Annotated in this window: 20 protein-coding genes; 7 read left to right on the forward strand and 13 right to left on the reverse strand. The window is 54.9% G+C overall.

Annotated features, from left to right (window positions below):
* Positions 1-25: 25 nt before the first annotated feature.
* Entirely contained in the window at positions 26-1,651 is a 1,626-nt protein-coding gene (locus tag FMM01_RS09160; RefSeq protein ID WP_150392297.1) for an ABC transporter ATP-binding protein, read from the forward strand.
* A 51-nt stretch (positions 1,652-1,702) separates the two neighbouring features.
* On the opposite strand, the gene FMM01_RS09165 is transcribed toward FMM01_RS09160, so the two are convergent.
* Positions 1,703-2,752 carry a PTS sugar transporter subunit IIC gene (locus tag FMM01_RS09165; protein WP_150392298.1) on the reverse strand — a complete coding sequence of 350 codons (1,050 nt, stop codon included), beginning with the start codon at positions 2,750-2,752 and terminating at the stop codon, positions 1,703-1,705.
* 94 nt (positions 2,753-2,846) lie between these two features.
* Here FMM01_RS09165 and FMM01_RS16255 point away from each other — a divergent pair, with 94 nt between their 5' ends.
* Positions 2,847-3,023: a hypothetical protein gene (locus FMM01_RS16255; protein ID WP_190973319.1), complete on the forward strand. Its 177-nt coding sequence runs from the start codon at positions 2,847-2,849 to the stop codon at positions 3,021-3,023.
* Positions 3,016-3,162 (forward strand): hypothetical protein, encoded by a 147-nt coding sequence (locus tag FMM01_RS16260; protein ID WP_190973320.1) that lies wholly within the window; start codon positions 3,016-3,018, stop codon positions 3,160-3,162. Before FMM01_RS16255 ends, FMM01_RS16260 begins: the two co-directional genes overlap by 8 nt.
* A gap of 190 nt (positions 3,163-3,352) precedes the next feature.
* On the opposite strand, the gene FMM01_RS09170 is transcribed toward FMM01_RS16260, so the two are convergent.
* The 3 genes from FMM01_RS09170 to FMM01_RS09180 all read right to left on the reverse strand — a co-directional run bounded on the left by FMM01_RS09170 (position 3,353) and on the right by FMM01_RS09180 (position 5,485).
* On the reverse strand, positions 3,353-3,544 hold the full coding sequence (locus FMM01_RS09170) for a PTS system mannose/fructose/sorbose family transporter subunit IID (protein ID WP_150392299.1): 192 nt from the start codon (positions 3,542-3,544) through the stop codon (positions 3,353-3,355).
* 112 nt (positions 3,545-3,656) lie between these two features.
* Positions 3,657-4,301 (reverse strand): PAQR family membrane homeostasis protein TrhA, encoded by a 645-nt coding sequence (trhA, locus tag FMM01_RS09175; protein WP_027829150.1) that lies wholly within the window; start codon positions 4,299-4,301, stop codon positions 3,657-3,659.
* A gap of 101 nt (positions 4,302-4,402) precedes the next feature.
* Positions 4,403-5,485 (reverse strand): GDSL-type esterase/lipase family protein, encoded by a 1,083-nt coding sequence (locus FMM01_RS09180; RefSeq protein ID WP_150392300.1) that lies wholly within the window; start codon positions 5,483-5,485, stop codon positions 4,403-4,405.
* Between the two features lie 180 nt (positions 5,486-5,665).
* Between FMM01_RS09180 and FMM01_RS09185 the strand changes: the two genes are divergently transcribed.
* Positions 5,666-6,601, forward strand: a complete 936-nt coding sequence (locus FMM01_RS09185) for a helix-turn-helix transcriptional regulator (protein WP_150392301.1) — start codon at positions 5,666-5,668, stop codon at positions 6,599-6,601.
* 73 nt (positions 6,602-6,674) lie between these two features.
* On the opposite strand, the gene FMM01_RS09190 is transcribed toward FMM01_RS09185, so the two are convergent.
* The gene (locus FMM01_RS09190) at positions 6,675-7,706 is read right to left on the reverse strand and encodes an aldose epimerase family protein (RefSeq protein WP_150392302.1); all 1,032 of its coding nucleotides are present in this window, start codon (positions 7,704-7,706) and stop codon (positions 6,675-6,677) included.
* 75 nt (positions 7,707-7,781) lie between these two features.
* Entirely contained in the window at positions 7,782-9,761 is a 1,980-nt protein-coding gene (locus tag FMM01_RS09195) for a glycoside hydrolase family 127 protein (RefSeq protein WP_150392303.1), read from the reverse strand.
* A 120-nt stretch (positions 9,762-9,881) separates the two neighbouring features.
* Between FMM01_RS09195 and FMM01_RS09200 the strand changes: the two genes are divergently transcribed.
* Positions 9,882-10,769, forward strand: coding sequence for a helix-turn-helix transcriptional regulator (locus tag FMM01_RS09200; protein WP_150392304.1), 888 nt, complete (start codon positions 9,882-9,884; stop codon positions 10,767-10,769).
* A gap of 68 nt (positions 10,770-10,837) precedes the next feature.
* Here FMM01_RS09200 and FMM01_RS09205 read toward each other — a convergent pair whose 3' ends face one another.
* From FMM01_RS09205 to FMM01_RS09220, 4 genes are all read right to left on the reverse strand, one after another.
* Positions 10,838-11,605 (reverse strand): DUF1828 domain-containing protein, encoded by a 768-nt coding sequence (locus FMM01_RS09205; protein ID WP_150392305.1) that lies wholly within the window; start codon positions 11,603-11,605, stop codon positions 10,838-10,840.
* 16 nt (positions 11,606-11,621) lie between these two features.
* The gene (locus FMM01_RS09210) at positions 11,622-12,074 is read right to left on the reverse strand and encodes a DUF6978 family protein (protein ID WP_150392306.1); all 453 of its coding nucleotides are present in this window, start codon (positions 12,072-12,074) and stop codon (positions 11,622-11,624) included.
* A gap of 162 nt (positions 12,075-12,236) precedes the next feature.
* Positions 12,237-14,789 carry an ABC transporter permease gene (locus FMM01_RS09215; RefSeq protein ID WP_150392307.1) on the reverse strand — a complete coding sequence of 851 codons (2,553 nt, stop codon included), beginning with the start codon at positions 14,787-14,789 and terminating at the stop codon, positions 12,237-12,239.
* A 4-nt stretch (positions 14,790-14,793) separates the two neighbouring features.
* The gene (locus FMM01_RS09220; protein ID WP_150392308.1) at positions 14,794-15,495 is read right to left on the reverse strand and encodes an ABC transporter ATP-binding protein; all 702 of its coding nucleotides are present in this window, start codon (positions 15,493-15,495) and stop codon (positions 14,794-14,796) included.
* A gap of 144 nt (positions 15,496-15,639) precedes the next feature.
* On the opposite strand from FMM01_RS09220, the gene FMM01_RS09225 reads away from it, so the two are divergent.
* Entirely contained in the window at positions 15,640-16,191 is a 552-nt protein-coding gene (locus tag FMM01_RS09225) for a TetR/AcrR family transcriptional regulator (RefSeq protein WP_027829491.1), read from the forward strand.
* On the opposite strand, the gene FMM01_RS09230 is transcribed toward FMM01_RS09225, so the two are convergent.
* From FMM01_RS09230 to arfA, 3 genes are read right to left on the reverse strand one after another with little or no spacing between them, the layout of a single operon-like run.
* Positions 16,172-17,110, reverse strand: coding sequence for a glycoside hydrolase family 43 protein (locus tag FMM01_RS09230; protein ID WP_150392309.1), 939 nt, complete (start codon positions 17,108-17,110; stop codon positions 16,172-16,174). The genes FMM01_RS09225 and FMM01_RS09230 overlap by 20 nt on opposite strands.
* On the reverse strand, positions 17,111-19,105 hold the full coding sequence (locus tag FMM01_RS09235; protein WP_150392310.1) for a beta-galactosidase: 1,995 nt from the start codon (positions 19,103-19,105) through the stop codon (positions 17,111-17,113).
* A 12-nt stretch (positions 19,106-19,117) separates the two neighbouring features.
* Positions 19,118-20,611 (reverse strand): arabinosylfuranosidase ArfA, encoded by a 1,494-nt coding sequence (gene arfA, locus FMM01_RS09240; protein WP_150392311.1) that lies wholly within the window; start codon positions 20,609-20,611, stop codon positions 19,118-19,120.
* Positions 20,612-20,758: 147 nt separating this feature from the next.
* Between arfA and FMM01_RS09245 the strand changes: the two genes are divergently transcribed.
* The gene (locus FMM01_RS09245; protein WP_150392312.1) at positions 20,759-21,673 is read left to right on the forward strand and encodes an ArsR/SmtB family transcription factor; all 915 of its coding nucleotides are present in this window, start codon (positions 20,759-20,761) and stop codon (positions 21,671-21,673) included.
* Positions 21,674-21,736 lie beyond the last annotated feature (63 nt).

Raw genomic sequence — 21,736 nt, forward strand, 5'->3', positions numbered from 1 at the left:
CAAATAGATAGGGAGCGTGGTTTCGATGACAATCAATATCCGGTGGGTACTTAAAAACATACCAAAGCAAATTCTGATTCTGCTGCTGGGGACCATGGTCATCGGCAGCTTTGAAGGGCTGGTGAATGGGATCGTCTTGGGCGGTTTCCCCAGTCTGGTGAACGCAAATAGCGGCCAATTAACCCGTTTTCTCGTCATGGCCGCCGGCCTCTATTTCACCACGTATACGGGCCTTTATTTTGAACAAATGCTGGTCAATGCCGCCGTCAAGCACCTGAACATTCAGCTGAAGGCCGCGATGCTGATCACCAGCTTTCAAACCGGTGAACAGACCAGCAAAGGCTTGAACCACATCACGAATGATGCCGGGCAAATTGAGAACCGCTACTTCCGGGTCCTGTCGGGCATTACCGAAAGCAGCATTGCCGCGGTTATTTCCACCGTCTTCGTGCTCCGGGTGCACTGGCTCATGGGCCTCGTCTTCGTCGGCTTCTCCGCCTTGAGCGCGATTCCCATGCTGCTAGGCAAAAATCGGCTGGCTGCGATCGGCAAGCAGTGGAGCCAAGCCAATGACCAGACCATGCAAGCGGGCACCGATTGGCTGACAGGCCGGCGGGACATCGTCCAAGCGGCCGCGCAAAAGACGATGTTCGCACCAGTCCGGCACGCGTTGCAGCATAGCGAACGCACTTTCCAGCGGCAGGGCAATCTGCAATGGACCATCCAGTACGGTGCTTTGTTAACGGTGATCCTTTCTCTGGTCGGCCCCTGGGGCATCGGCTTTTGGCTCATGACCCACGGCGGTTACGGCATTACTTTGGGCATTTTGCTCACCCTGTCGCTGACTGCCAATAATGCCGTCCAAAACATTGAGGCGGTCATGCAGCAATGGGGGCAGCTGGCCAGTACCCGGGAATTGAGAAATTTACCGGCGCAGCCGCAGCCCTTTGCCGATACCACTACCGCTGTCCTCCCAGCCGATCAAGCCGCCTACGCTTTGCAGCAAGCCAGCTTGGACTATGGTCCCGACCATTCGATTTTGGTGCCGACCACACTCACCATTCCAGCCCGGGCAAAAGTATTGATCACCGGTCCCTCCGGTATTGGAAAAACATCGGTGCTGAACCTCCTCGCTGGCTGGCAAGCACCAACCAGCGGCCAAGTGTTATTGGCCGGTCAGCCCGCTGCCCCAACGGCAGTGGCTTATGTCGCCCAAGAGCCGTGGCTCTTTGCCGGGACCGTGCGCGATAACCTCACCCTGCACGATGCCGCAGTACCCGACGCCGCCGTGCGCCAAGCCCTCGCCGACGTCCAACTGCTCACCGAACTCGGGCCGAATCCATTGAACCGCCAAATCAGCCCGGACAGCAGCGATGTCTCCGGCGGCCAGAAGCAACGCTTGGTGATTGCCCGGGCCCTGCTGCAGCACAAGTCGGTCCTGCTGTTGGACGAAATCACTGCTGGTCTGGACGATGAAAACAGTCGGGCGATTCGCGAATTGCTCTACGCGCTGCCGCTGACCATTATTGAGAGCGCGCACCATCTTGATTCAGACTTGCTGGCCAAGTATGGGTTCACTGAATATACGCTGCATGATCAGCGGTTAGAGAAAGTTAACGCAACACCGGCCGCTATCCAAGCCGTTGGGTAGCGAAAAAGGCCCGAACTGGTTCCCCAGTTGAGGCCTTTTCTGATACACATCTTATTCGTAATGCAGCGCGTAATCCTCCGCCGTTTGATAATGCAGCACCTGGGTAAACACGAAATTGCTGGCAATCCCCAGCACCACCGGCAGCACCAAGAACAGCACGATAATCAGCAGAATGGTCATCGCATTGGGGCTGCCATATCCTTCCAACGCCGCCAGGGGCCCGACCAAACCAGAAAAACCGAAACCAGCGCTCATCGGTGTTCCTTTAACTTGCCACAGCGCGCCTAAACCGCCAAGGATGCCGGCATTCAAGACCAGCGGCAGCAGCAGCTTGGGCTTAGCCAGCAGGTTCGCCATCTGCATCTTGGGCGAACCCAAGAAATGGGCGATGGAAGTCCCCACGGAATTGGCGCGCCAGCCATAGATGGCCAGAGCAAAGCCAGCGGCAACGATGCCCAGATTCGCGGAGCCGGACGCAATCCCGCTGAGATTGATGGCCGTCGCGATGCCCACCGTACTAATAGGCGACACAATAAGGAGCGCAAATGCCATGCCCATCAAGATACCCATGAGGATGGGCTGCAGCGTCGTCAGCTGTTCAACCAATTGACCGATGAACTTGGTCACGCCGGTCACCGGCCCATACGTCAACAGTCCGATCCCGCCGCCCACGATCAAGACAATACTGGGAATCAGCAGAATCGTGTAGGCTTTGAGCCGCTGACCCAAGAGTAAGATCAGCAGGTAGCCGACAACAATAGTCAGTGCGGTGTTAATGACATCGCCCGTGCCGGCAATGGCCATGCCGGCCTTGGTGGCGTGGATGTTGCCCGCGCCGACAATGGCGGCCAACGCCAATGACCCGGTTTGAATGGGTGAAAATTTAGCCATCATCCCCACACAGACCGCCGCCAACACCGGCAGCATCGTTTGCGCGATCCCCGTCATCTGGGTCACTACGCTAAGCCACGGGGCCACCGGCAAGACTAATTTGACCAGGGCATTGAGCAGCGCCCCCGGCACCAGGGCTACAATGATGCCGACTGATAGGCCATTCAGGATATTCATCGTGATGGCCTTGGGGCTCGTTTCCTGTTTCATGCTGACTCCTCTTTTCGTTTGGACTAAGTTTTCCTAAAGATAGCATAGGCGTACAATAAGAACAATCTCAATGTACTGAAAAGAGGCGCAGTTGATGGGCAGAAAAAAGGAAATCCCGGCGGTTCCCTACTATACTGATGAAGAAATCGATGCGTTTATGAGTGATACCGATATCAAAGAATTAGGCCATCGGCTGGGGTATTTGTTTCCGGGAGATTCTGGATATGCTGCGTTGCTGAAGCAGCAAAGGGTGGATGACATCAATGGCTGAGCGAAAGGAGCCTAAGGATCTCAAGGATTATACCGAAGAGGAATTAGATCACCTCCTCACCAAAGAAGATATGATCGAATTAGCCCACGAATGGGCTATCTCTTCCCCACTGATCCCGGCTACCCCAAAGAATTGCTGACCGCCGAAGACAAAGCCAAAATTGCCAAGAATTCAGAAAAGCAATCGTAACTCACTTCAAAGGCCATCGACAGTCTTTTTGCCGATGGCCTTTTTCTCGTTCAAAAAGCCGCTCAACTCTGAATGGCTTAACCTAAAATACCAAATAGGTACACTACCAGATTACGGCCTTGATATGTATCCGCGACGGTTTATTTCACACGCTGGTGCAGCAAGTGACGCTTCAAATATCGACTAATCGGGAAACCAAGAATCAGCACCGGTAGGAAAAAAACCAGGGCACCTTCATAATTTCCATTAGTCGCCATGTACATCGTGATTAGGGCAACGCCCACCACAAACATGAGCCACCAGATCGCCAGAGTCGCAAAAAGTTTACTCATCGAATCACCTCCTCGTAGTGCTCTCCCTAGCGTAGGATGGCTGCCGCATTTTTGTCAAATAGATCGTGCTTTTTTTACCAAAAAAAACCGCCCATCGCTGGGCGGCCCTCTCTTAAACTAACCAATAAATCGATACATACATCAACGTACTAGCGATGATTACCAAGAAATGCCAGATAAAATGGCCCTCCTTAAGTTTCTTAATACTATAGATCCCAGCCCCCAGGGTAAAGACTACCCCGCCAGAGACCAGGAACCAGAAGCCCACCGGACCCAACGTCCGCCACAGTGTCGGGGCAGCGGCGATGCAAAGCCAGCCCATGATGATGTAGAGCAGCGTCTCAATATTCTGGTGGGGATTGCCGCTGACCACGTGGATCACGATGCCGGCGATGGCGCAGAACCATTCGATGGCCAGCATGACCCAACCGGTGACGCCGCCAATCGCGACCAGTGTGTATGCCGTGTAAGTCCCGGCAATAAATAAGTAGATTCCCGAGTGGTCCAGGATCTGGAAGATCCGGGCTGCCTTGGTGAATGCCATGGCATGACACATCGTGGACGCCAGAAACAGGTTGAGCAAGGTCACCCCGTAGATCACTAAGGCAGTCATTTCCAGCGGCCCGGCGTGATGGGCCCCCGCCCGCAGCCAGAGGGCAGTAACCAGCCAAATACTGACTAGAAACCAGACCCCATGGGAGACGGCGTTCTTCACTTCATAATGGATACGGTAACGGGATACGTGATGAGTTTCCAATGTGGCACCTCCAGCGGATTGTTGATCATCTAGATTTCAAATCTATGTCATCTATTATGATAGACGGTCCACTGAAAAAAGTCCACTACCGCATGAAAATGTTAAACAAGTTTCTGCTTGCGCAGGTCGGCGTAAAGGAACTTAGCTGCTTCGCGCCCGCCGGGAACAGAAAAGTGAATATGGTCTCCGCAATCGTACACGGCGTCCAGGACGCTGCTGTCAGCGGTACTCGCAACCTGACTGGCTAAATCAATGGCATACGGGAAACTGCGAATGTGGTCATTCACGGCTTGGCGAATCTTTTCTTTCTCCGGACTCCACGCCTCAATCCCGCTGAGCTGGCTCTGGCCGAAAGGCGTGATGGTCATGGGGATGAAAGTCACGTGACGATCCGCACATTTCGCCGCCACCGCGTCGATTCCCTGGTTCAATCCCGCCGCGCTGGGCAGTTCCCGGGCGGGACTCTCGGTGCCCGGATGCAGCAAATCGTTCAATCCTTCCATAAACAGCAGCATCGCCGGCGGTTCTGTGACCAACAGATGGTCGATCCGCCGAATCCCGGCTTCGCCAAAACTATGCACCCATGGGGATAAACCGTGCCCGGGATACAGCAGCCGGTTGCCGGAAATGCCATGGTTGGCGGTCACGATGCCCCGCTTCACCAGTTTCCGCGCCAGCGGCGCCGAGAACCGGCTCATGTTGGTCAGTGAGTCGCCAAAGAACACCAACCGCCGCACCGGCTGATCCACATCCACCGCCGCCTGCACCGCGTTGACGCCGAAAAACCGCTCGTCCGCCTCAGCCTGGCCGGGATCGATCAGGTTGGTGGCACTGACACTGCCCAGCGTACGAATCGTGTGGTTGGTGGCGTGGATATAAATCGTCAGCCACTCGCCGCCGGCCAAATTCAGATCCACCCAATCCGTCCAACGGGTCAGCCGCGGCAGCACGTCGAACCGATCCTGGCCGCCCACGGTCACCGGCAGGGGCATATCGTCACCCCGGGACACGGACATCGCCCGCACATGGATCGGCACTTCATCGAACTCGGCAGTCAGTTGAAACCGTACCGAATGCCCTGGCCAGGGCATATAGATCCGGACGGTCTGTTCCTCCGTCGCATTGATGTTGTGGATGTGCCGGTAATCGGAGAATTCCTGTCGCCATACGGTGATGATCGCCATTGCTATCAGCTTCCTTTCTGCTATCCTTGTCCTTAATCATAGCCCTCAAGCGTCAGTTGAGAAAGCCCATTGATCAACTCAAGCACTGGTTGATAGGCAAGTGCTCCCACCGGCGGTACAGTTATAGCCAACAGCCAGCGAACACCGGCTGCACAACAATTCAGAAAGCAGGAATGTCCCATGATTATCTTCGATGCCAACCGTATTGGTAAGAAAATTGCGGCCGCCCGCAAAGCCAAAAACATGACCCAAAATGACCTGGCCGACCAGCTCAGCGTCAGCTACCAAGCCGTCAGCAACTGGGAGCGCGGCCAGTCCGTCCCCGATATCGATAAGTACGCCGATCTCTCCCAGATCTTGGATCTGTCCCTGGACGACCTATTGAACACCGCGGATGCGGCCCATAAGGTCACGATCGTCCAAGACGACACAGCGAAGGTCGACGCGGATACGCTGAAAGACTTCGCCCCCGTGATGAAGCCCGCCCAAGTGGATGAAAAAGCCGACGACGTGGACCTGTCGCCGGACTACTTGAAAGACATCGCTCCGTTTCTTTCGGATGAGGCCCTCTTTAAGCAACTCATGAAACACCGTGACGCGCCGAGCTTCTTGCAGCAGGTCGTGGCCGTAGCACCGTTCTTAGCCGATGACGATTTGAACAAGATCGTTGAGAAATATGTCCTGCCGAATTTCCCGGGAAATAGCCAGCTGCTGGCTAAGCTGCTGCCCTTCATGGACGAACGGGTGGCCAATGAAGTCCTGGAAAAATACTGGGCTGATCCGAACTTTGACCGCAAGGCCCGGCGCAAGTTCTACCCCTTTGTCGATTCAGCAGCGCTCCAGGCCTTGCTGGTCAAACATCCCGATGAGGTCAACGCCATTGTGGATGCGGCGCCCTTCCTGGATGACGAAGCCATTGCCTACTACTTCAAAACGTGGGCCGCTGATCCGGATATGGCGCCCAGCTTAAGCAAGCTGGCACCCTTCGCCCCCAGCGGTGCCGTCGCCGATCATGTACGCCATTTGATCAAAACCGGCGCCGACCGGAACGAATGGCATGCGTTCCTGCCATTTCTGGACGACGACGATCTCTTATCGTTAGGAAAATCCATGTAGTTGACCCACGCCAAAAAGTGCCCCGCCGCCGAGATGCAACTCGGTACGCGGGGCACTTTCTTTGCTGTTTGACTTAATAACTGAAGTGATACTTCGTGTACACGTGCTTGATTTCGTTGGGACCAACGGTAATGTTGCCGTAATTCGGGTCAAACACGGCGTTGGGGGCCTGCTGGGATTCCAGGGCGACGCCGACATGGGGCTGGCCGGTCTTGCCGATATATGGTTCGTCCGCCTTGAAGCCGTTCGCCGTGAAGCAGACGATGGCGTTGCGTTCAGAGAAGATATCCACACTGATGCCGCTGTCCGGATCGCTCAATGTCGCAACCGGTTCATCCACTTTGTGGTCGTTCAGCACGTAAACGTCATCGATACCCTTTTCTGGAATGTCTTGCAGATTGGCAATGGCCTTGCCCAGTGAAGCCGTTTGGCTGAAGTCAAACGGGGTTCCCTTCAGCGGAGTCAACTCGCCCGTCGGAATCTTTTCGCCATCCAAAGTCAGCCGATCTGTACTGTTAATGTACAGATCGTGGTTGCCCACCGTGACATCGCCGGGGTTCAAATTCCAGTACGCATGGTTCGTCGGGTTGAACAGCGTATCAGCGTCCGCGTTGGCAGAATAGTCGATAAGCACCTCGTCCTGTTCGGTCAGCGTATAGGTGATGGTCACGGCCATGTTGCCTGGGAAGCCATCCATATCACTGGTCACATTCTTCGTAAAGATAATGTGGTTGTCTTCGATCCGGCCGTCCCAATTGTAGGAATTGAAGCCGTGGAAGCCGCCGTGCAGATCATTTTTACCTTCATTTTGGTCGACTTGGTAGTCTTCACCATTGATGGTGAACTGACCCTTGCCGATCCGACCCGCCGTGCGGCCGATGGACATGCAGAGGTACGGGTTCTTCTCCGCATAATCCGCCACGTGGGGGAAATTCAGCAGCAGATTCTGCTTGCCTGCCGCGGTCGGAACCAGCAGCTCATACCAATTGGCGCCAAAGCTCAAGGTGCTCAGCGTCACCCCGTGCTTGTTAGTCAAAGAATACTCATAAACATCGTCCCCATTGTAATGATCAAAAACCTTCGTGTTCGCTGTCATGTCAGCCATGTACAACACTCCTTCTAAGTATGAAAGCACTCACACACCAGTATACCGCATGTTTTGGTACACGTCAGGGCAAATTTAGTGCTGGTGCACCCAAACCATCATTTCACCCGGCGCCCGGTTGGCCCAGGCAAAATACGGGATAAAGACCAGCGGCTGGGCATGGGTCAAGACCGTTGCGCTGGCGCCGTATAAAGTGCCGGGGACAGTGGCGGCATCGGTATGGGTCCCCGTCGTGGTGAGCTGCACCGTGGGGACGGCAAACGTGCTGTTGTCTTCTGTTACAGTAAACTGAGCATCGGCGGCTACGCTGTTAGCCTGCAAGTGTTTGCCGTTGTCCGCCTCTTCCAGGGCATAGACCACCGGCCCGCGCTGGATGGCGACTTTGCCCACATCATCCTTGATCCGCGGATCAGCATGGATTTCTTGCACACTCATGTCCAACGACACAGTGATCGTCATCGTGCCCGACCAAGTCTGCTTGATTTTCAAGTACCCATGATCCAGTACACCGGCATAAGGCTTACCAGCTACGGTCACCTGATAATTGTGTCGGCTCCACGCTGGGATCCGAATTGCCAGGATGGTGTCCACACTGCCCGCAGCACGCACTTGGAAGGTCACCTCACCGGACCAAGGGAAGTTGCCGGATTGGGCAATCGTCACGCCGTTATCGAAGGTCGTCTCGTTGCCGATGAACTGGTCCGCATAGATGGCATCGTCAGTCACCGTATAAATATACTGATCCACCGACGCCACCAGCCGGGCTAGGTTCGGCGGGCAGCAGGCACAGTCGAACCACGCCGCCCGCTGCACCTTCACGTGGGACTTCATCGGATCCTTGGCACTCGCCTCCGGATCCACCTCCAGCGGATTAACATAGAAGAAATGCTCCCCGTCCAGCGACATACCGGAAATCGTACCGTTGTATAGTTCCCGATCCAACACATCGCCATAGTCCGCATCCTGGCGACCGTCTCGCATTTGTTTCGCGAAAAACGCCATGGCACAAGATGCACAGGTTTCAGCATAGGCCGTATCGTTGGGCAGATCGTAATCAAAGGTGAAGGCCTCGCCGTTGGGGGCAGACGACCCGATCCCGCCGGTGACGTACATCTGGCGCTGGGTGATATCTTCCCATAGCCGCTGGCAAGCCGCCATCAAGCTCTCGTCCCCGGTCTGCCGGGCCACATGGGCCATCCCCGTCAGCAGATACGTCATCCGGACCGCATGGCCTTCAGCACTCTGCATATCCCGCACGGGTACGTCATTTTGAAAATACGGTGCGTCCGGATCCGGCTGACTGGCATCACCAAAATACGGATCTTCAATTTTCTTAGTTTGGGCATTTTTTAACTGTTCTTCGAAGAAATTATTCGGATGCGTACCGCGCTGGTCAATCATGTACTTAGCCACCTTGGTGTATTTGACATCGCCCGTCTCGTCCGCCAGTTTAGCCAAGGCCAGCTCGACTTCCGGATGACCCGGATAGCCATGCATTTTATTGTCTTCCGGCCCAAAGTTGGCGTCGATGCAATCGCCCATTTTCTCTGCAATATCCAGAGCTTTCTGATTATGCGTCGTCTGGTAATACGCCACGCCGGCTTCGATGTAATGACCCATGACGTACAGCTCGTGACTCAATGACACATGGGTCCATTTGTGGGTCGGTGCTTCGATCTGGATGTAAGTGTCCAAATAGCCGTCGGGTTCCTGGGCCTGGGCAATAATGTCGATCAAACTGTCGGCGATGCCCTCTAGTTCCGTGTCCGGCGCGTACCGCAGCGCGTAAGCCACCGCCTCCAGCCATTTATAGACATCGGAGTCTTGGAACCAGAAGCCATAGAAATGGCCCTTGGCCAGCCCTGCCGCAATCTTCAGGTTCTCCACCGCGTGACTCTTCTCCACGGCATCGTATGCCCCCGCGTTTTCTTTCTCAATGGCGATGTCCTTGTCGTCGTTGATCACTGACCACTGATAGGGAATCAGCTTAGTCTTCACGATGTCCCGATACTTCGTCCAGAACGGATCCGTCACTTTGATATCCTTGATTTGCATAATGGCCCTCCAAAATTGTTTTGATACTGTTAGTTTAAGGGCTTTCAAGCACCGGCGGAACTGCTATACTGATAGGAAAAGTGGACAAATCTGACTTGTTGAGAAAGGGGCGTGTTTCTCGTGGAACATTGTCATTTTAATTTATCCCGCCCGTTGGTTTATGTGTCCTGTAGCGAGTTCAGCGCCGAACTCGGCTGGCAGCACCACCGCTACCACCATGGCCAGGACACCGAAATATTAGTCGGCCTCAGCGGGCAAGTGTTTTTACAGGTGTCAGGCAAACCGTACACATTGGAAGCCGGCGACGTGCTCACGGTCTTTCCCCATGAAACCATTGTCGGGGCGCGCCAAACGGTGACCAAAAGCAGCTTTTTCTGGGGCCACGTGGTTGCTCCGGCGGTGGTGGACACCCGGCCCAGCGCGCCCAATGGTCTGACACTGCCCCGTTTTTTTCATTTACAGGCCCAAGAAAAAGCCGTCGTCAACATCCACCAATTATTGGATGTCAGCCACAGCCAGTATCTCGTGCCCCACGCGGCGGATTATCAAGCCACCATGCTGTTCATTGAATTAGCCAACGATTACGCCCAGCAACGGACTGCCAACCCACTACATCAGGGTATTAGCAACCCGCATATGGCCGAGCAGCCCACCGTGGCGGCCATCGCCGACCATTTTCATTTGAACGCCAGCTATTTGACCCGGGTCTTCAAGCGGGACACCGGCCAAAACATCCAAGAGTACAGCAACGCCGTCCGCTTGGACTACGCCCGGTACTTGCTGCTGACGACTAACGACCCCGTCGCTTCTGTGAGTCAGCAGGCGTTTTTCAGCGACCCGAAATATTTCAGCCGGCTGTTCAAGAAGAAGCTGCAACTGACCCCGAGTCAGTACCGGCGGGCGTATACGCATACGTTCTTGAATAACCAGCAGGTGGACCCGGGGGTGGATGTGCGGGAGCAGGTTAGACAGTTGGAGAAAGAACGCCAGCTGCCCGCACAGCGCTAATGCTTGTAAGCATCAAAATGGGTATCGATTGCCAGCACGGCGTATACAATTGGTACTCGAACTTGTACTCAGCGTAACGCTAATAATTCTGTCTTGTCACTCCAAGGCAGGAGTTCAATTGCATTCTGCCGTGCAATATTGCTTGTTGCCTGTGACACCTTTCTCTCACTGTCATTAAAAATGACAACAAACTGAATGTCAGAATTATGCAATGCTTGATTGCTACGAATGTCAGCAAACGTTGCCCCCTCAGCAGCCACGCGTTGAAATCCTGGTTTGTTAATCACTTGCATAAGTCGCAACGGTTTTACTTTTGTCTCCCCAATGGCATAGTCAACCTTGTACTGATTTCCTGTTCCACCCTGCAACACGTAATTGGGCAACCCACCAAAGTCATTGTCTCGCAAAAATGAGGCAACTTCCTGTTGGTAGATACTTGTTACTGTCCCTCGGCGGGTCTGGGATAAATCGTCAATGCGCAGAATTGCCTGCAAGAGGCGCTGCTTCATGCTGGGAAAGTTATTGACTTTGCCATGTACAACTAGCTCGTCGTCACGAAGCCTGACAGTATACTGCTCAAGAATGCCCATAATCACCTGCCTTCTCGTGGGATTATGAATGTTAATACCCATCATTTGCAAGTCATTAATCGTATTGCCGTCGTCCGTCAACTCAAGTGAACCATCGGGTTGGGCAACTGCAAAGATTTGAATATCATCGCCAATCGAATTGGTGAACGGTGTCGTAATTTCATCCGCGTCGTCCAACGCTGTTACCTGATATTGTTCTTGCAACCAGTTTGCATAATTGGCTGCCCAAGATGTTTTTGTTGTCATCGTCATTGCCCTCCATTCAAACTGGGTTGCCATTAATCATCAACTTGGCAGTTTCTACATGATTAAACTGCAAAAATTTAAGCACAGCCGTAACGAGATAATCGGATGATGCGGCATCAATATTCAGGATTCCTAGCTCATCGCCGAATACAACATTTCTCCTGCTATTGTGCTTTGAATCGTAGATATGCAAGTGTGGGGTTGGAATTCCGTAATGCGTCGTACCCACAACATCATAACGATACATTTCCCCGCTGGCACGTGATTCCATAATTAGCGTCAGTTTTCTTTTCTGCTTATGGCCGGTGCGATTCATAATCGTGTTGAATCGTTCTTGCGGCTGGAAAATACCAAAAATTAGGTAACGTTTCTGTTCGCCAAACTCAGCCAAAGTAACCTTGTTTGTCTCCAGCGTCTTGAGCATCTGCTGTAGTTGATAAAACTGCTGTTCATTAATATCGACTGTCATCCGTAATTTCCTCCTGTAGCGTTGTCCGCTTATGCTGCCGATCAACACTACATTACGCAAAATATCCAGACGAATTCGACACTGCGTGCTACCATTTTACCCCGCCCCCGGCCAAACGAAAAGCCGAACCCCTCACCAGGAATCCGGCCAATAACACACTGCCTAATCATTCGACTTCAACGCTTCCACCATGTCCACCCGCTTCAGCCGCTGGTGGGTGATGAACATCACGATCCCGGTGAAGGCGATCATCAGCGCCGTGGCCACCACATACCCGAACAAGCTAATATGCAGCGGGAAGACGATCTGGGGCGTCTCGGCCTGGTGCAGGATATACGCCGTGAGCAGGTTGCCGCCGGCGTAGCCGAACAGAATTCCTGCGCCGGTGAGGATGATGTTCTCCCGGCTGATGTACATCGTCACTTCCTGGTCATAGAACCCCAGCACCTTGATCGTTGACAGCTCGCGGATCCGTTCGGCGACGTTGATGTTGGTCAGGTTGTACAGCACCACGAAGGACAGCACGCCGGAGAGCAGGATGAAGATCATGACCACGGGGTTGAGCATCTTGCCCATGTTGCCCACGGTCTTCTGCTGGTCCACGGTATAACTCGTCCCCAGCGCATCGCCGCTCTTCAGCAAGCGCCGGGCCAGCGTGTTGCGCTGACTGGCCGTCTGTGCTTTCAGCCGCACCAGGAGGGAATTTGCGGTCGGCTTGACGGCCAGCATTTTCTGATAGGCACTGTTAGAAAGGTACAGCGTATTGCCCACATAATTCGTGGCGATCGCCGCCACCCGAGCCCGGCCCGTGTGGCCGGCGGTGGTCTTCACCCGCACGGCATCACCGACTGCGACGTCCAATTGCTTAGCCGTTTTCTGCGTCAGCACCACGCCGCTGGCCGGCAGCGTAATCGCCTGCCCGCCTTTTTGCGCATGCAGCCCAATATAGCGGCGCAAGGCTGCCGGCTGATCCGTGGCAAAGACCGTCACATCGTCCTGGTGCTGGCCATGGGCGGTGAGGTCGGCCACATCGGCAGTCACCGCCAGACTGCTGCGGTAATGGTCATCCGCCGCTAGCACCCGGCGGGCCGCGGTCGGCTGCGCGTCATCGGCCAGCCGGACCACCGCTTGGTACTTGACGATTTCGCTGTACTGCCGGCTGCCGCTGGCCTCGATGGAATTTTTGATGCCAAATCCTGTCAAAATCAGCGCCGTGCCGCCGGCGATCCCGATAATCGTCATCCACATCCGGGACTTATAGCGGAACAGGTTGCGGTAGCTGACTTTCTGATTAAAATTGAACCGCCGCCACAACGGCGTGATCCGCTCCAGCAGGATCCGCTTCGCCGACTTTGGCGCCCGGGGCAGCATCAAGGCCGCCGGCTTCTCCGCCAGCTGTTCCCGGACTACAATGGCCGCCGCCCCGACTGTGGCCAATAGGGAGAAAATCCCCGCTAACGCCGCCGAGTCCCAGCCGATGGGCACCACCGGCTGGAGCGGCAAGTATTCATTCTTATATAAGGCGATAACGATCCGCGGAATTGACCAATTACCGATGACCGAACCTAGAATTGTCCCGACAACGCCGCCAATCAAGGCGTAGTTCAAGTAATTGACGGCGATCCGCCATTTGCCATAGCCCAGCGCTTTGAACGCGCCAATTTGGCCCCGGGCTTCTTCCACCATCCGCGTGACCGTGGTGAAGGTGATCAACGCCGCCACCAGAAAGAAGAACACCGGGAAGACATTGGCGATGGCCGCGATCCGGTCGGAACTGTCGCCGTAAGCCGAGAAGCCCGGCAGATCGTTGCGCACCTGCCAGGTGTAACTGGTCTTCACCGCCGCGACGGCTTTCTTCCGGCCAGCAGTCAGTGCCGCCTGTTGGGCAGCAATCTGGGGCGTATTGCCCGCTAGTCTTTTGGCCGCGTCCAATTGGGCCTGCTGGGCATCCAGTTTTTTCAGCGTCGGTGCCAGCAGCTCCTGGTTCCGGGCCGCTGCCCGGGGCTTGAAGACTGCCTTCAGCTTTTTCTCCTTCGCCCGCACCAAATCTGCATAATGATCCGTGACTGTATCGGCCGTTTGCAAACTCTTGAAGCGCACGTTCAGTAGGGAAGAAACGCTCATCTTCATTTGGCTGGCCGGGATATAAGCAAAATAACGCACGGCCCCGTCGCCGACGTTGGCCGACCCCCGCTGGGCGTTATCAATGTACAGCGGGGAATCCGCAAAGCCGACGATCTTGAATGTCCGCCGGGTCAGTTTGGCGTCTGCTGGAAACGTGTAGGTTTGGCCCAGCTTGTAGCCGAACGTCCGCTTGGCCCGCTGGTCCAGCACGATTTCGTTGGGTTTCACCGGCTTGCGGCCGCTCTGCAACGAAAATTGGTTCAACTGCTGGCCGGGTTGGTAGCCATACAAGGCCACAACTTGGCCTTTACTGCCGCTGACGTACTTGAACTTCACGGCTTCCGCTTGGGCGCCGGCGGCTTTCTCCGCCGTCGCAACGTCTTTGCTAGTGAAGCCCGTCGTCGACATCAGCTGCACATCGCTCAACCGGTCCTGCTTGACCGTGGCGTTCAGCGACGCATTCAAGGCCGGCCCGGTCGCTTTGACGCCGACAAAAATCAGCGCCCCCAGCAGGATGATCAAAATAATCGCAATAAACCGGCCCAAAGAATCCCGGATATTGCGCCACATATACTTCGCCATGGGTGTCATGCAATCACCACACGATCTCGCTGACCGGCGTCGGCTGATCGTTATCGACCACCGACCGCACCCGGGCATCATTGATCCGGATCACCCGGTCGGCCATCTTGGCAATCGCCGAATTATGGGTAATGATCATCACCGTCTTGCCGTCTTGGCGGCTGGCGTCCTGCAATAACGACAACACCTGTTTCCCAGTCTCATAATCCAGCGCCCCGGTGGGTTCGTCGCACAGCAGCAGCTTCGGGTTCTTCGCCAATGCCCGGGCGATCGCCACCCGCTGCTGCTCGCCGCCGGAGAGCTGGGAAGGAAAGTTATCCAGCCGCGCCGCCAAACCGACTTCTTGTAAGACCGTCGTCGGGTCCAGCGCATCCGGCACGATCGCCGTGGCCAGCTCGACATTTTCCACCGTCGTCAAGTTCGGGATCAAATTATAAAACTGAAAAACGAAACCCACGTCGTTGCGCCGGTAAGTCGTTAATTGCTTTTCATTAAATTTGGCAATATCCGTCCCGTCGACGATGATCTCGCCGCCGCTGGGGGAATCCATCCCGCCAAGAATATTCAGCAGCGTCGATTTGCCAGCGCCGCTGGGGCCGAGGATCACCGTGAGTTTGCCCTGATCCACGGAGAAAGAAATGTCGTCGTTGGCCTTGATGACCGTTTCGCCCATTTGGTATCGTTTCGATTCATGTTTCACATCAATATAGGCCATGCGTACCCCTCCATTAATTGAACACCTTGTCTATTCAATGACAGTATGCAATACTCAGACCCAAGAGACAAGCACAACTGAAAGCAATGTGTTATCAATTCAACACATCCGCCATTCTTGTTCAATTCATGGGGAGGAACTAGCATGCCAGGCATCAAAAATAACCGCCGGGCGCAATACACCCGACGGCAATTAAAAGACGCTTTGATTCGATTGTTGGAACATAACTCGTTGGCAGCGATCACCGTTACCGAATTGTGCCAAGAGGCTGACGTGAACCGGGGGACTTTCTACCTGCATTACGCCAGTCCAGCGGAATTATTCGCCGATATTGAACGGGACTTGGTTAAAGAAGTGCAGCCGTTGATCCACACGGGTACCGCCAATATTGACCAGTGGCTGCCGCCCATTCTGGAAGTGATCCAATCCCAGGAAACAGCGACGCTGATCATCATCCGCAATATTCATGACAGCCCCCTGCTGCAGGCGGTGCTGACCCCCGTCCGGGCCCAGACATTACAGCACTATCAGCAGGTTTTTCACGAAAGCGACCCGGCACTGCTCGCCTACTACTACGAGTTCTTCTTCAGCGGCGCGGTCCGGGTGATCACCAAGTGGCTGGCCAGCGGCGCCAACGAGTCCCCCATGGCCATTGCCCAAGTGATTCAGAATGCGATCAGGCAAACGCCTGCTTGATTCGATCGTATTCAGCGGGCGTGATCTTCAAAATCGTCCCATGCTTGAAGCCATACGGGAACGAAAACTCAGCGGTCGCCATCTTGAATTCACCGGTGGCAATATCCCGGGCGACAAACGGCACATAGCCCTGGGCATGCTGCGGACCGTAATAATCTAAAAACAGACACCAGGTCCCGTCCGGCTGTTCAAAGGCCGTGGGTGCTTCATACTGGCCTTTTTCCAACGGACTCATGGCCTGGTCAAAGCCGGGCACCCGCGTCCAAGGCCCGGTCGCCGACCCCGACCACAGTTCAATGATCGTCGTCGGATTATTTGCACTCTTCACGAAGAGATAATACTTGCCGTCCTTTTCGTACATTGCAGAGTCAATAATGCTGGCATCGTCCTTAGCATAGAGAATCTCTGGTTGGGCGAAGTGGACAAAATCGGTGGTGCGGGCAAAATAAATCACCTGGTTGCCCCAGTCGTTATAATCCACCGAAGAGGACCAATGCAGTACATAATCCTGATGTTCCGCATCCCAGATCACATCTGGCGCCCACAAGCAGCCGAAGTGTTCGTTGCCCAGTTCGATCATCCGGGAATCACTCCAGTGGACCAAATCGTCGGAATCCCAGACCACGAAGTACTTGCTGCCGTGGCGATTGATTTCTGCCCACGAATTATGGTATTTGGTCTTGAAATTATTCGCCAGGCTCAGATCCGTGGCGATGATGTGGAACTTGTTGTCCTGAGTACGCACAATGGTAAAGTCGCGCACGCCCTTTTCGCCCACCTGACTGGTCAAAATCGGCTGCCCGCCGTTGGTCTCTGCCCAGTGATAACCGTCCCGGCTCAAACCGAAATAACACTGCTCGCCGAGCGCATCCGGCAGCGTCTCGCGGAAATGCACAAATAAGTAATTAGTATCTGCCATTTAGTTCGTTTCCTCCGTAAATACTTGATAACTGTAAGGGGCCAAGTGCCCAGAATCCTGATCCGAGAAATACGCCTGCCAGCCAATCGGAATCGTGATATTCTGCTGTTCCCCGGTATGGTTCAGGACAAAATAGTACCGCTTCGCCGCCGCGTCCCGGTGTACGATTTCCACCTCAGCCGGCGTCGCGATGGTCTCGGCGGCGACAGTGGGCAGCCCGGCCACTAAACGGTCCGCCGAGTCATCGGTCAATTCCGTACCCACATAATAGGCGGTACCCGCACCATAGTGATTCTTGGTGATCGCCGGCGTGCCGGCATAAAATTCCGATCCATATATCGCCAACGGCTCCGCCGTAGTCGGTTCGATCAAATCCGCCCAGTGGGTGCCGGTGTATTGCTGCCCGGCCCAATCAATGACCACGGCCACATCCCGCAGGCAATCGTATTCCGGCACGGTCAGGCCCAACACCTGGCCAAGTGTCTTGCCCGGCAGCGCGGCATCGGTCATACACAGGTTGTTCGCTTCTTTAACCCCGGTGCGCATGGTCAGCACCAGCTGCCCGCCGGCTTGGACGTACGCCGCATAGCGGTCGGCCAAGGTCGGCGTCATCAGGTACTGCAAGGGCGCAATGACCAGCTCGTATTGGCTGAAATCAGCGGCATCCTGAATGAAGTCCACGGCGACATTGCGTCGATACAGCGCCTTGTAATACGTCATCAGCGTATCCACATAGGTCATGTCCGGATGCTGGGGCTGAATGTCAATGGCGTAGTCCTGGGGATAGGAGAACACGATCCCCACTTTGGCCCGGGGCACCGTCCCGTTGATTTCTTTTAGCAGCGGCTTGGTCTGGTGCATAAAATGGCGAATCTCCCGGTAAGCCCGCCCCGGAATACCAGAATGGGGCAAAATACCGTGCCAATATTGCTCCGTACCCAACGCGGACGACCGCCAGCGGAAGTACACGATGGCGTCGGCGCCATGGGCCACCGACTGCATTGACCACAGCGGGATCTGGCCGGGCTTGGGCAGGCGGCCCATGACTTCCCAGCCGGTGATCGTCGTCTGCTGCTCCATGATCCAGAAGCTCTGCTGCTTCACGCCGCGGATAAAATCCAATTCCGCCGCGCAGCGATCACCCCGGAAGCTGTTTTGATCCGCCAGAAAATGGCCGCTGGGATACTGGTCATGACTGGCGAAGTCCAACTGCTGGCCGAGATCATAGTAGGAAACAACGGGGGAAAAGCCCATCATATTGTGAGTGATGAAGCGATCCGGCGAATACTGACGAATGATTTTAGCCTGATAGGCATGGAATTCATTGATCAGGTCTGAATGGCATTCTTTCCAGTCCAGCATCGCGCTGGGGTTCTCACCCGTCACGGTGATCTTGGGCGCCTGAATCTGACTGAAGTCTTGGTAACCCTGACTCCAAAAAGCCGTGCCCCAATTGTCATTCAGATTCTCAATCGTCTGATATTTTTCCCGCAGCCATTTCTGGAAATGCCGCTGGCAATATTTGCAGTAGCACAGGCCCCCATGACTATTGCCCAGTTCATTGTCCACCTGCCAGCCGATCACTGTGGGATTTTTGCCAAAGTGCTGGGCATAAGTGCGGACAAAGCGGGCGATATAGTCCCGATAAATCGGATTGGACTGGCAATCATGATGCCGCCCGCCGAAATATCGGGTCCGGCCCTCCCGGTCCACCGGCTGAATGTCCGGATGCTGGGCAATCAGCCAGGCCGGCGGCGCGGCCGTGGGGGTGCCCAGGATCGCGTGAATATCGTGTTTTGCCGCCAAGGCCAGCACGTCATCCAGCCAGCCAAAATCGAATTGACCATCCGCCGGTTCCAATTTGAACCATGAAAACTCGCCCAGCTGGACCACGTCAATCCCCATGTCCTGCATCATGGCGAAGTCTGTTTCCCACCGACTCTGGGGCCAGTGTTCGGGGTAATAATCCACACCGAACTGAATATTGGGTTGCATGTTTATCTCCTTCTACTGCACTTTGATTTGGAATGCATTCCAAGAAGCCGGCGCCAGCGTCACGTGGACGCCATCATCCGCCAGGTAATAACTGGTGTTATCCGCCAAGCGCATATGGCCGTCTTCGTTAGTCTCCTTCAAGCCATAACCAGCGAACTGACTGCTCAGCGTCACCTGGTCAAACTGGAAGTCGCCCGCGGCGATGGTGAATTCTTGCGGCGTATCCAAGGACTTATTCACGGCAAACACCGTCACCGTATCGCCGGCATCGTTCAAGACCGCGACACCGTCCACAAATGGTACTGCGTCAAATTCCTTGGTGCCATAAGTCTCGCTCTTTACGATCGGCGTCAGCACTGTCCCTTTGCCCAGGGTCGATACCTGCATGAAGGGATAGAAAATCGATTGGGCCCACGCCCCGCCGTTTTCATCCGTCATGATCGGGGCAATGACGTTCACCAATTGCGCCAAGCAGGCCATCTTCAACCGGTCCGCGTGGTGCAGCATCGTGATCAGCATGGACCCGACCAGCAGCGCGTCTTCGAAGTTGTAAATATCCTCCAACTTATGGGGGTGTTCCTGCCACTTGGCATCCTGGGCGTCATGGTCGTTAGAGTGGTACCACACGTTCCATTCGTCCAGCGACAGGTTGATTGTTTTCTTGCTGTGCTTGCGGGCCTTGATGGCATCACATATCGCCACCACCCCGCTGATGAAATCATCCAAGTCCAAGGATTGCGCCAGAAAATTCGGGGTATCATTGTCCTGGTTGCCATAGTATCGATGAAGCGACAGATAGTCGACCCGATCGTAGGCAATATCCAAAACGGTGGATTCCCAGGAGCCAAACGTCGGCATAGTCAGCGCCGAACTGCCGCAGGCAACGGTTTCGATCGTATCATCCACGGTCCGCATGGCATGGGCCGTTTCGTCGGCCAGCTTGCCGTAAGCCACCGCGTCCTTGTGGCCGATCTGCCACGGGCCGTCCATTTCGTTGCCGAGGCACCAGGTCTTGATGTTGAAGGGTGCTTCGGCGCCATTCTGGCGGCGCAGGTCGCTATAATAGCTGCCCTTGGGGAAGTTCGTGTATTCGATCAGATTGCGGGCGGCATCGATGCCCCGGGTCCCCAGGTTCACCGCCATCATCGGCGCGGCGTGAACTTTATTCAGCCACTGCATGAATTCATGCAGGCCGAACTGATTCGTTTCGATCGTCTGCCAGGCCAGATCGAGCCGGCGGGGCCGCTGGTCTTTCGGCCCAACACTGTCTTCCCAGTTAAAGCCGGAGACAAAGTTCCCACCCGGATAACGAATGATCGGCACATTCAACTGGTTGATCAAATCGATAACGTCTTGGCGGAACCCGTTCTTGTCGGCACTTGGATGGCCCGGCTGATAAATGCCGGTATACACCGCCCGGCCCAGATGCTCGATGAAGGAACCGTAGATGCGTTCATCGATCTGGCCGACGGGCGCATATTTATCTAAAGTGATGCTGCTTTTCACGTGAAACACTCCTCAAAATATATTAGTTGAATCGCTTACAGAGCTATGGTATCGTAGCCAATAGGTTAAGTAAACAGGTAGGTGGGTAATATTGCACATATTAATTACCCAATGTACTAATGACGATAATAAGGGAGTCAATCAATCATGAAAGTAGATGTCTCACAGGAAGCGGTGCCGCTGTTCGCCGCCCTCGGCAGCAAGACCCGGGTGGCGATCATTCAGCTGCTGGCCGAGAAGCCGGCCAACGTGAAAGAAATGGCCGCCACCCTGCATTTAAGCAACCCGGTGGTGGCGAAACATGTGGATGTGTTAGAAAATGCCGGCCTGATCAAGACCGAGCGGATCCCCGGCAAGGCCGGTTTGCAGAAACGCTGTACCTTGATTGTGGAATCCTTGGAGGTGGCCTTCCCGAAAAATGCCATCGTCCCCTATGGCACGTATCATTCTTCGCTGCCCATCGGTCAATACACTAACTTCAAGGTCACTCCGCCCTGCGGCCTGGTCTCCACTACTCATATTATCGGCGAATTCGACGATCCAAAATTCTTCATGGACCCCGAGCGCTTCAGCGCGTCTCTGATCTGGTTCACCAGCGGATACGTAGAATACACGATCATGAATCCGTTGAAGGACGGCCAGCACTTGAAGATCGTGGACATTTCCATGGAACTGGGATCCGAATTCCCCGGCGGCAACAACAACTGGCCGTCAGACCTGACCTTCTTCCTCAATGGCACATCCCTGGGGCAGTGGACCAGTCCCGGCGACTTCATCGATAAACGGGGCAAGTACAACCCCGACTGGTATTCCTCCGGCGTCAACCAGTACGGCACCCAGGTGAATCTGCGGATCACCGACATGGGTTGCTGGATCAACGGCCACGCCACCAGCTACAACACTTTCGCCAAGCTGCGGCTGCTCACCGCGCCGCTGTGGACCTTCCGAGTGGCGGCGCCTAAGGACGCCGACCACGCTGGGGGCTGTACCCTATATGGCAAGGGGTTTGGCAACTACGATCAGAATATTGAATTTAATTTTTCCTACACACCGGCACCTTAAGTCTGACGCGCAAAGTCGTCTGGATCACCGTTTTCACGGTGGTTCAGGCGGCTTTTTTCTGAG

It is taken from the genome of Schleiferilactobacillus harbinensis, from assembly GCF_008694105.1.
GTDB lineage: Bacteria > Bacillota > Bacilli > Lactobacillales > Lactobacillaceae > Schleiferilactobacillus > Schleiferilactobacillus harbinensis.

Coding starts and splice junctions, on each gene's coding strand:
- FMM01_RS16260 (WP_190973320.1), top strand. CDS start 3,016: ATGGCTGAGCGAAAGGAGCCTAAGGATCTCAAGGATTATACCGAAGAG.
- FMM01_RS09160 (WP_150392297.1), top strand. CDS start 26: ATGACAATCAATATCCGGTGGGTACTTAAAAACATACCAAAGCAAATT.
- FMM01_RS09190 (WP_150392302.1), bottom strand. CDS start 7,706: ATGGCTGACATGACAGCGAACACGAAGGTTTTTGATCATTACAATGGG.
- FMM01_RS09170 (WP_150392299.1), bottom strand. CDS start 3,544: ATGAGTAAACTTTTTGCGACTCTGGCGATCTGGTGGCTCATGTTTGTG.
- FMM01_RS09230 (WP_150392309.1), bottom strand. CDS start 17,110: ATGGCAGATACTAATTACTTATTTGTGCATTTCCGCGAGACGCTGCCG.
- FMM01_RS09195 (WP_150392303.1), bottom strand. CDS start 9,761: ATGCAAATCAAGGATATCAAAGTGACGGATCCGTTCTGGACGAAGTAT.
- FMM01_RS09165 (WP_150392298.1), bottom strand. CDS start 2,752: ATGAAACAGGAAACGAGCCCCAAGGCCATCACGATGAATATCCTGAAT.
- FMM01_RS09210 (WP_150392306.1), bottom strand. CDS start 12,074: ATGACAGTCGATATTAATGAACAGCAGTTTTATCAACTACAGCAGATG.
- FMM01_RS09235 (WP_150392310.1), bottom strand. CDS start 19,105: ATGCAACCCAATATTCAGTTCGGTGTGGATTATTACCCCGAACACTGG.
- FMM01_RS09225 (WP_027829491.1), top strand. CDS start 15,640: ATGCCAGGCATCAAAAATAACCGCCGGGCGCAATACACCCGACGGCAA.
- FMM01_RS09220 (WP_150392308.1), bottom strand. CDS start 15,495: ATGGCCTATATTGATGTGAAACATGAATCGAAACGATACCAAATGGGC.
- FMM01_RS09215 (WP_150392307.1), bottom strand. CDS start 14,789: ATGACACCCATGGCGAAGTATATGTGGCGCAATATCCGGGATTCTTTG.
- FMM01_RS09185 (WP_150392301.1), top strand. CDS start 5,666: ATGATTATCTTCGATGCCAACCGTATTGGTAAGAAAATTGCGGCCGCC.
- FMM01_RS16255 (WP_190973319.1), top strand. CDS start 2,847: ATGGGCAGAAAAAAGGAAATCCCGGCGGTTCCCTACTATACTGATGAA.
- FMM01_RS09205 (WP_150392305.1), bottom strand. CDS start 11,605: ATGACAACAAAAACATCTTGGGCAGCCAATTATGCAAACTGGTTGCAA.
- FMM01_RS09180 (WP_150392300.1), bottom strand. CDS start 5,485: ATGGCGATCATCACCGTATGGCGACAGGAATTCTCCGATTACCGGCAC.
- FMM01_RS09245 (WP_150392312.1), top strand. CDS start 20,759: ATGAAAGTAGATGTCTCACAGGAAGCGGTGCCGCTGTTCGCCGCCCTC.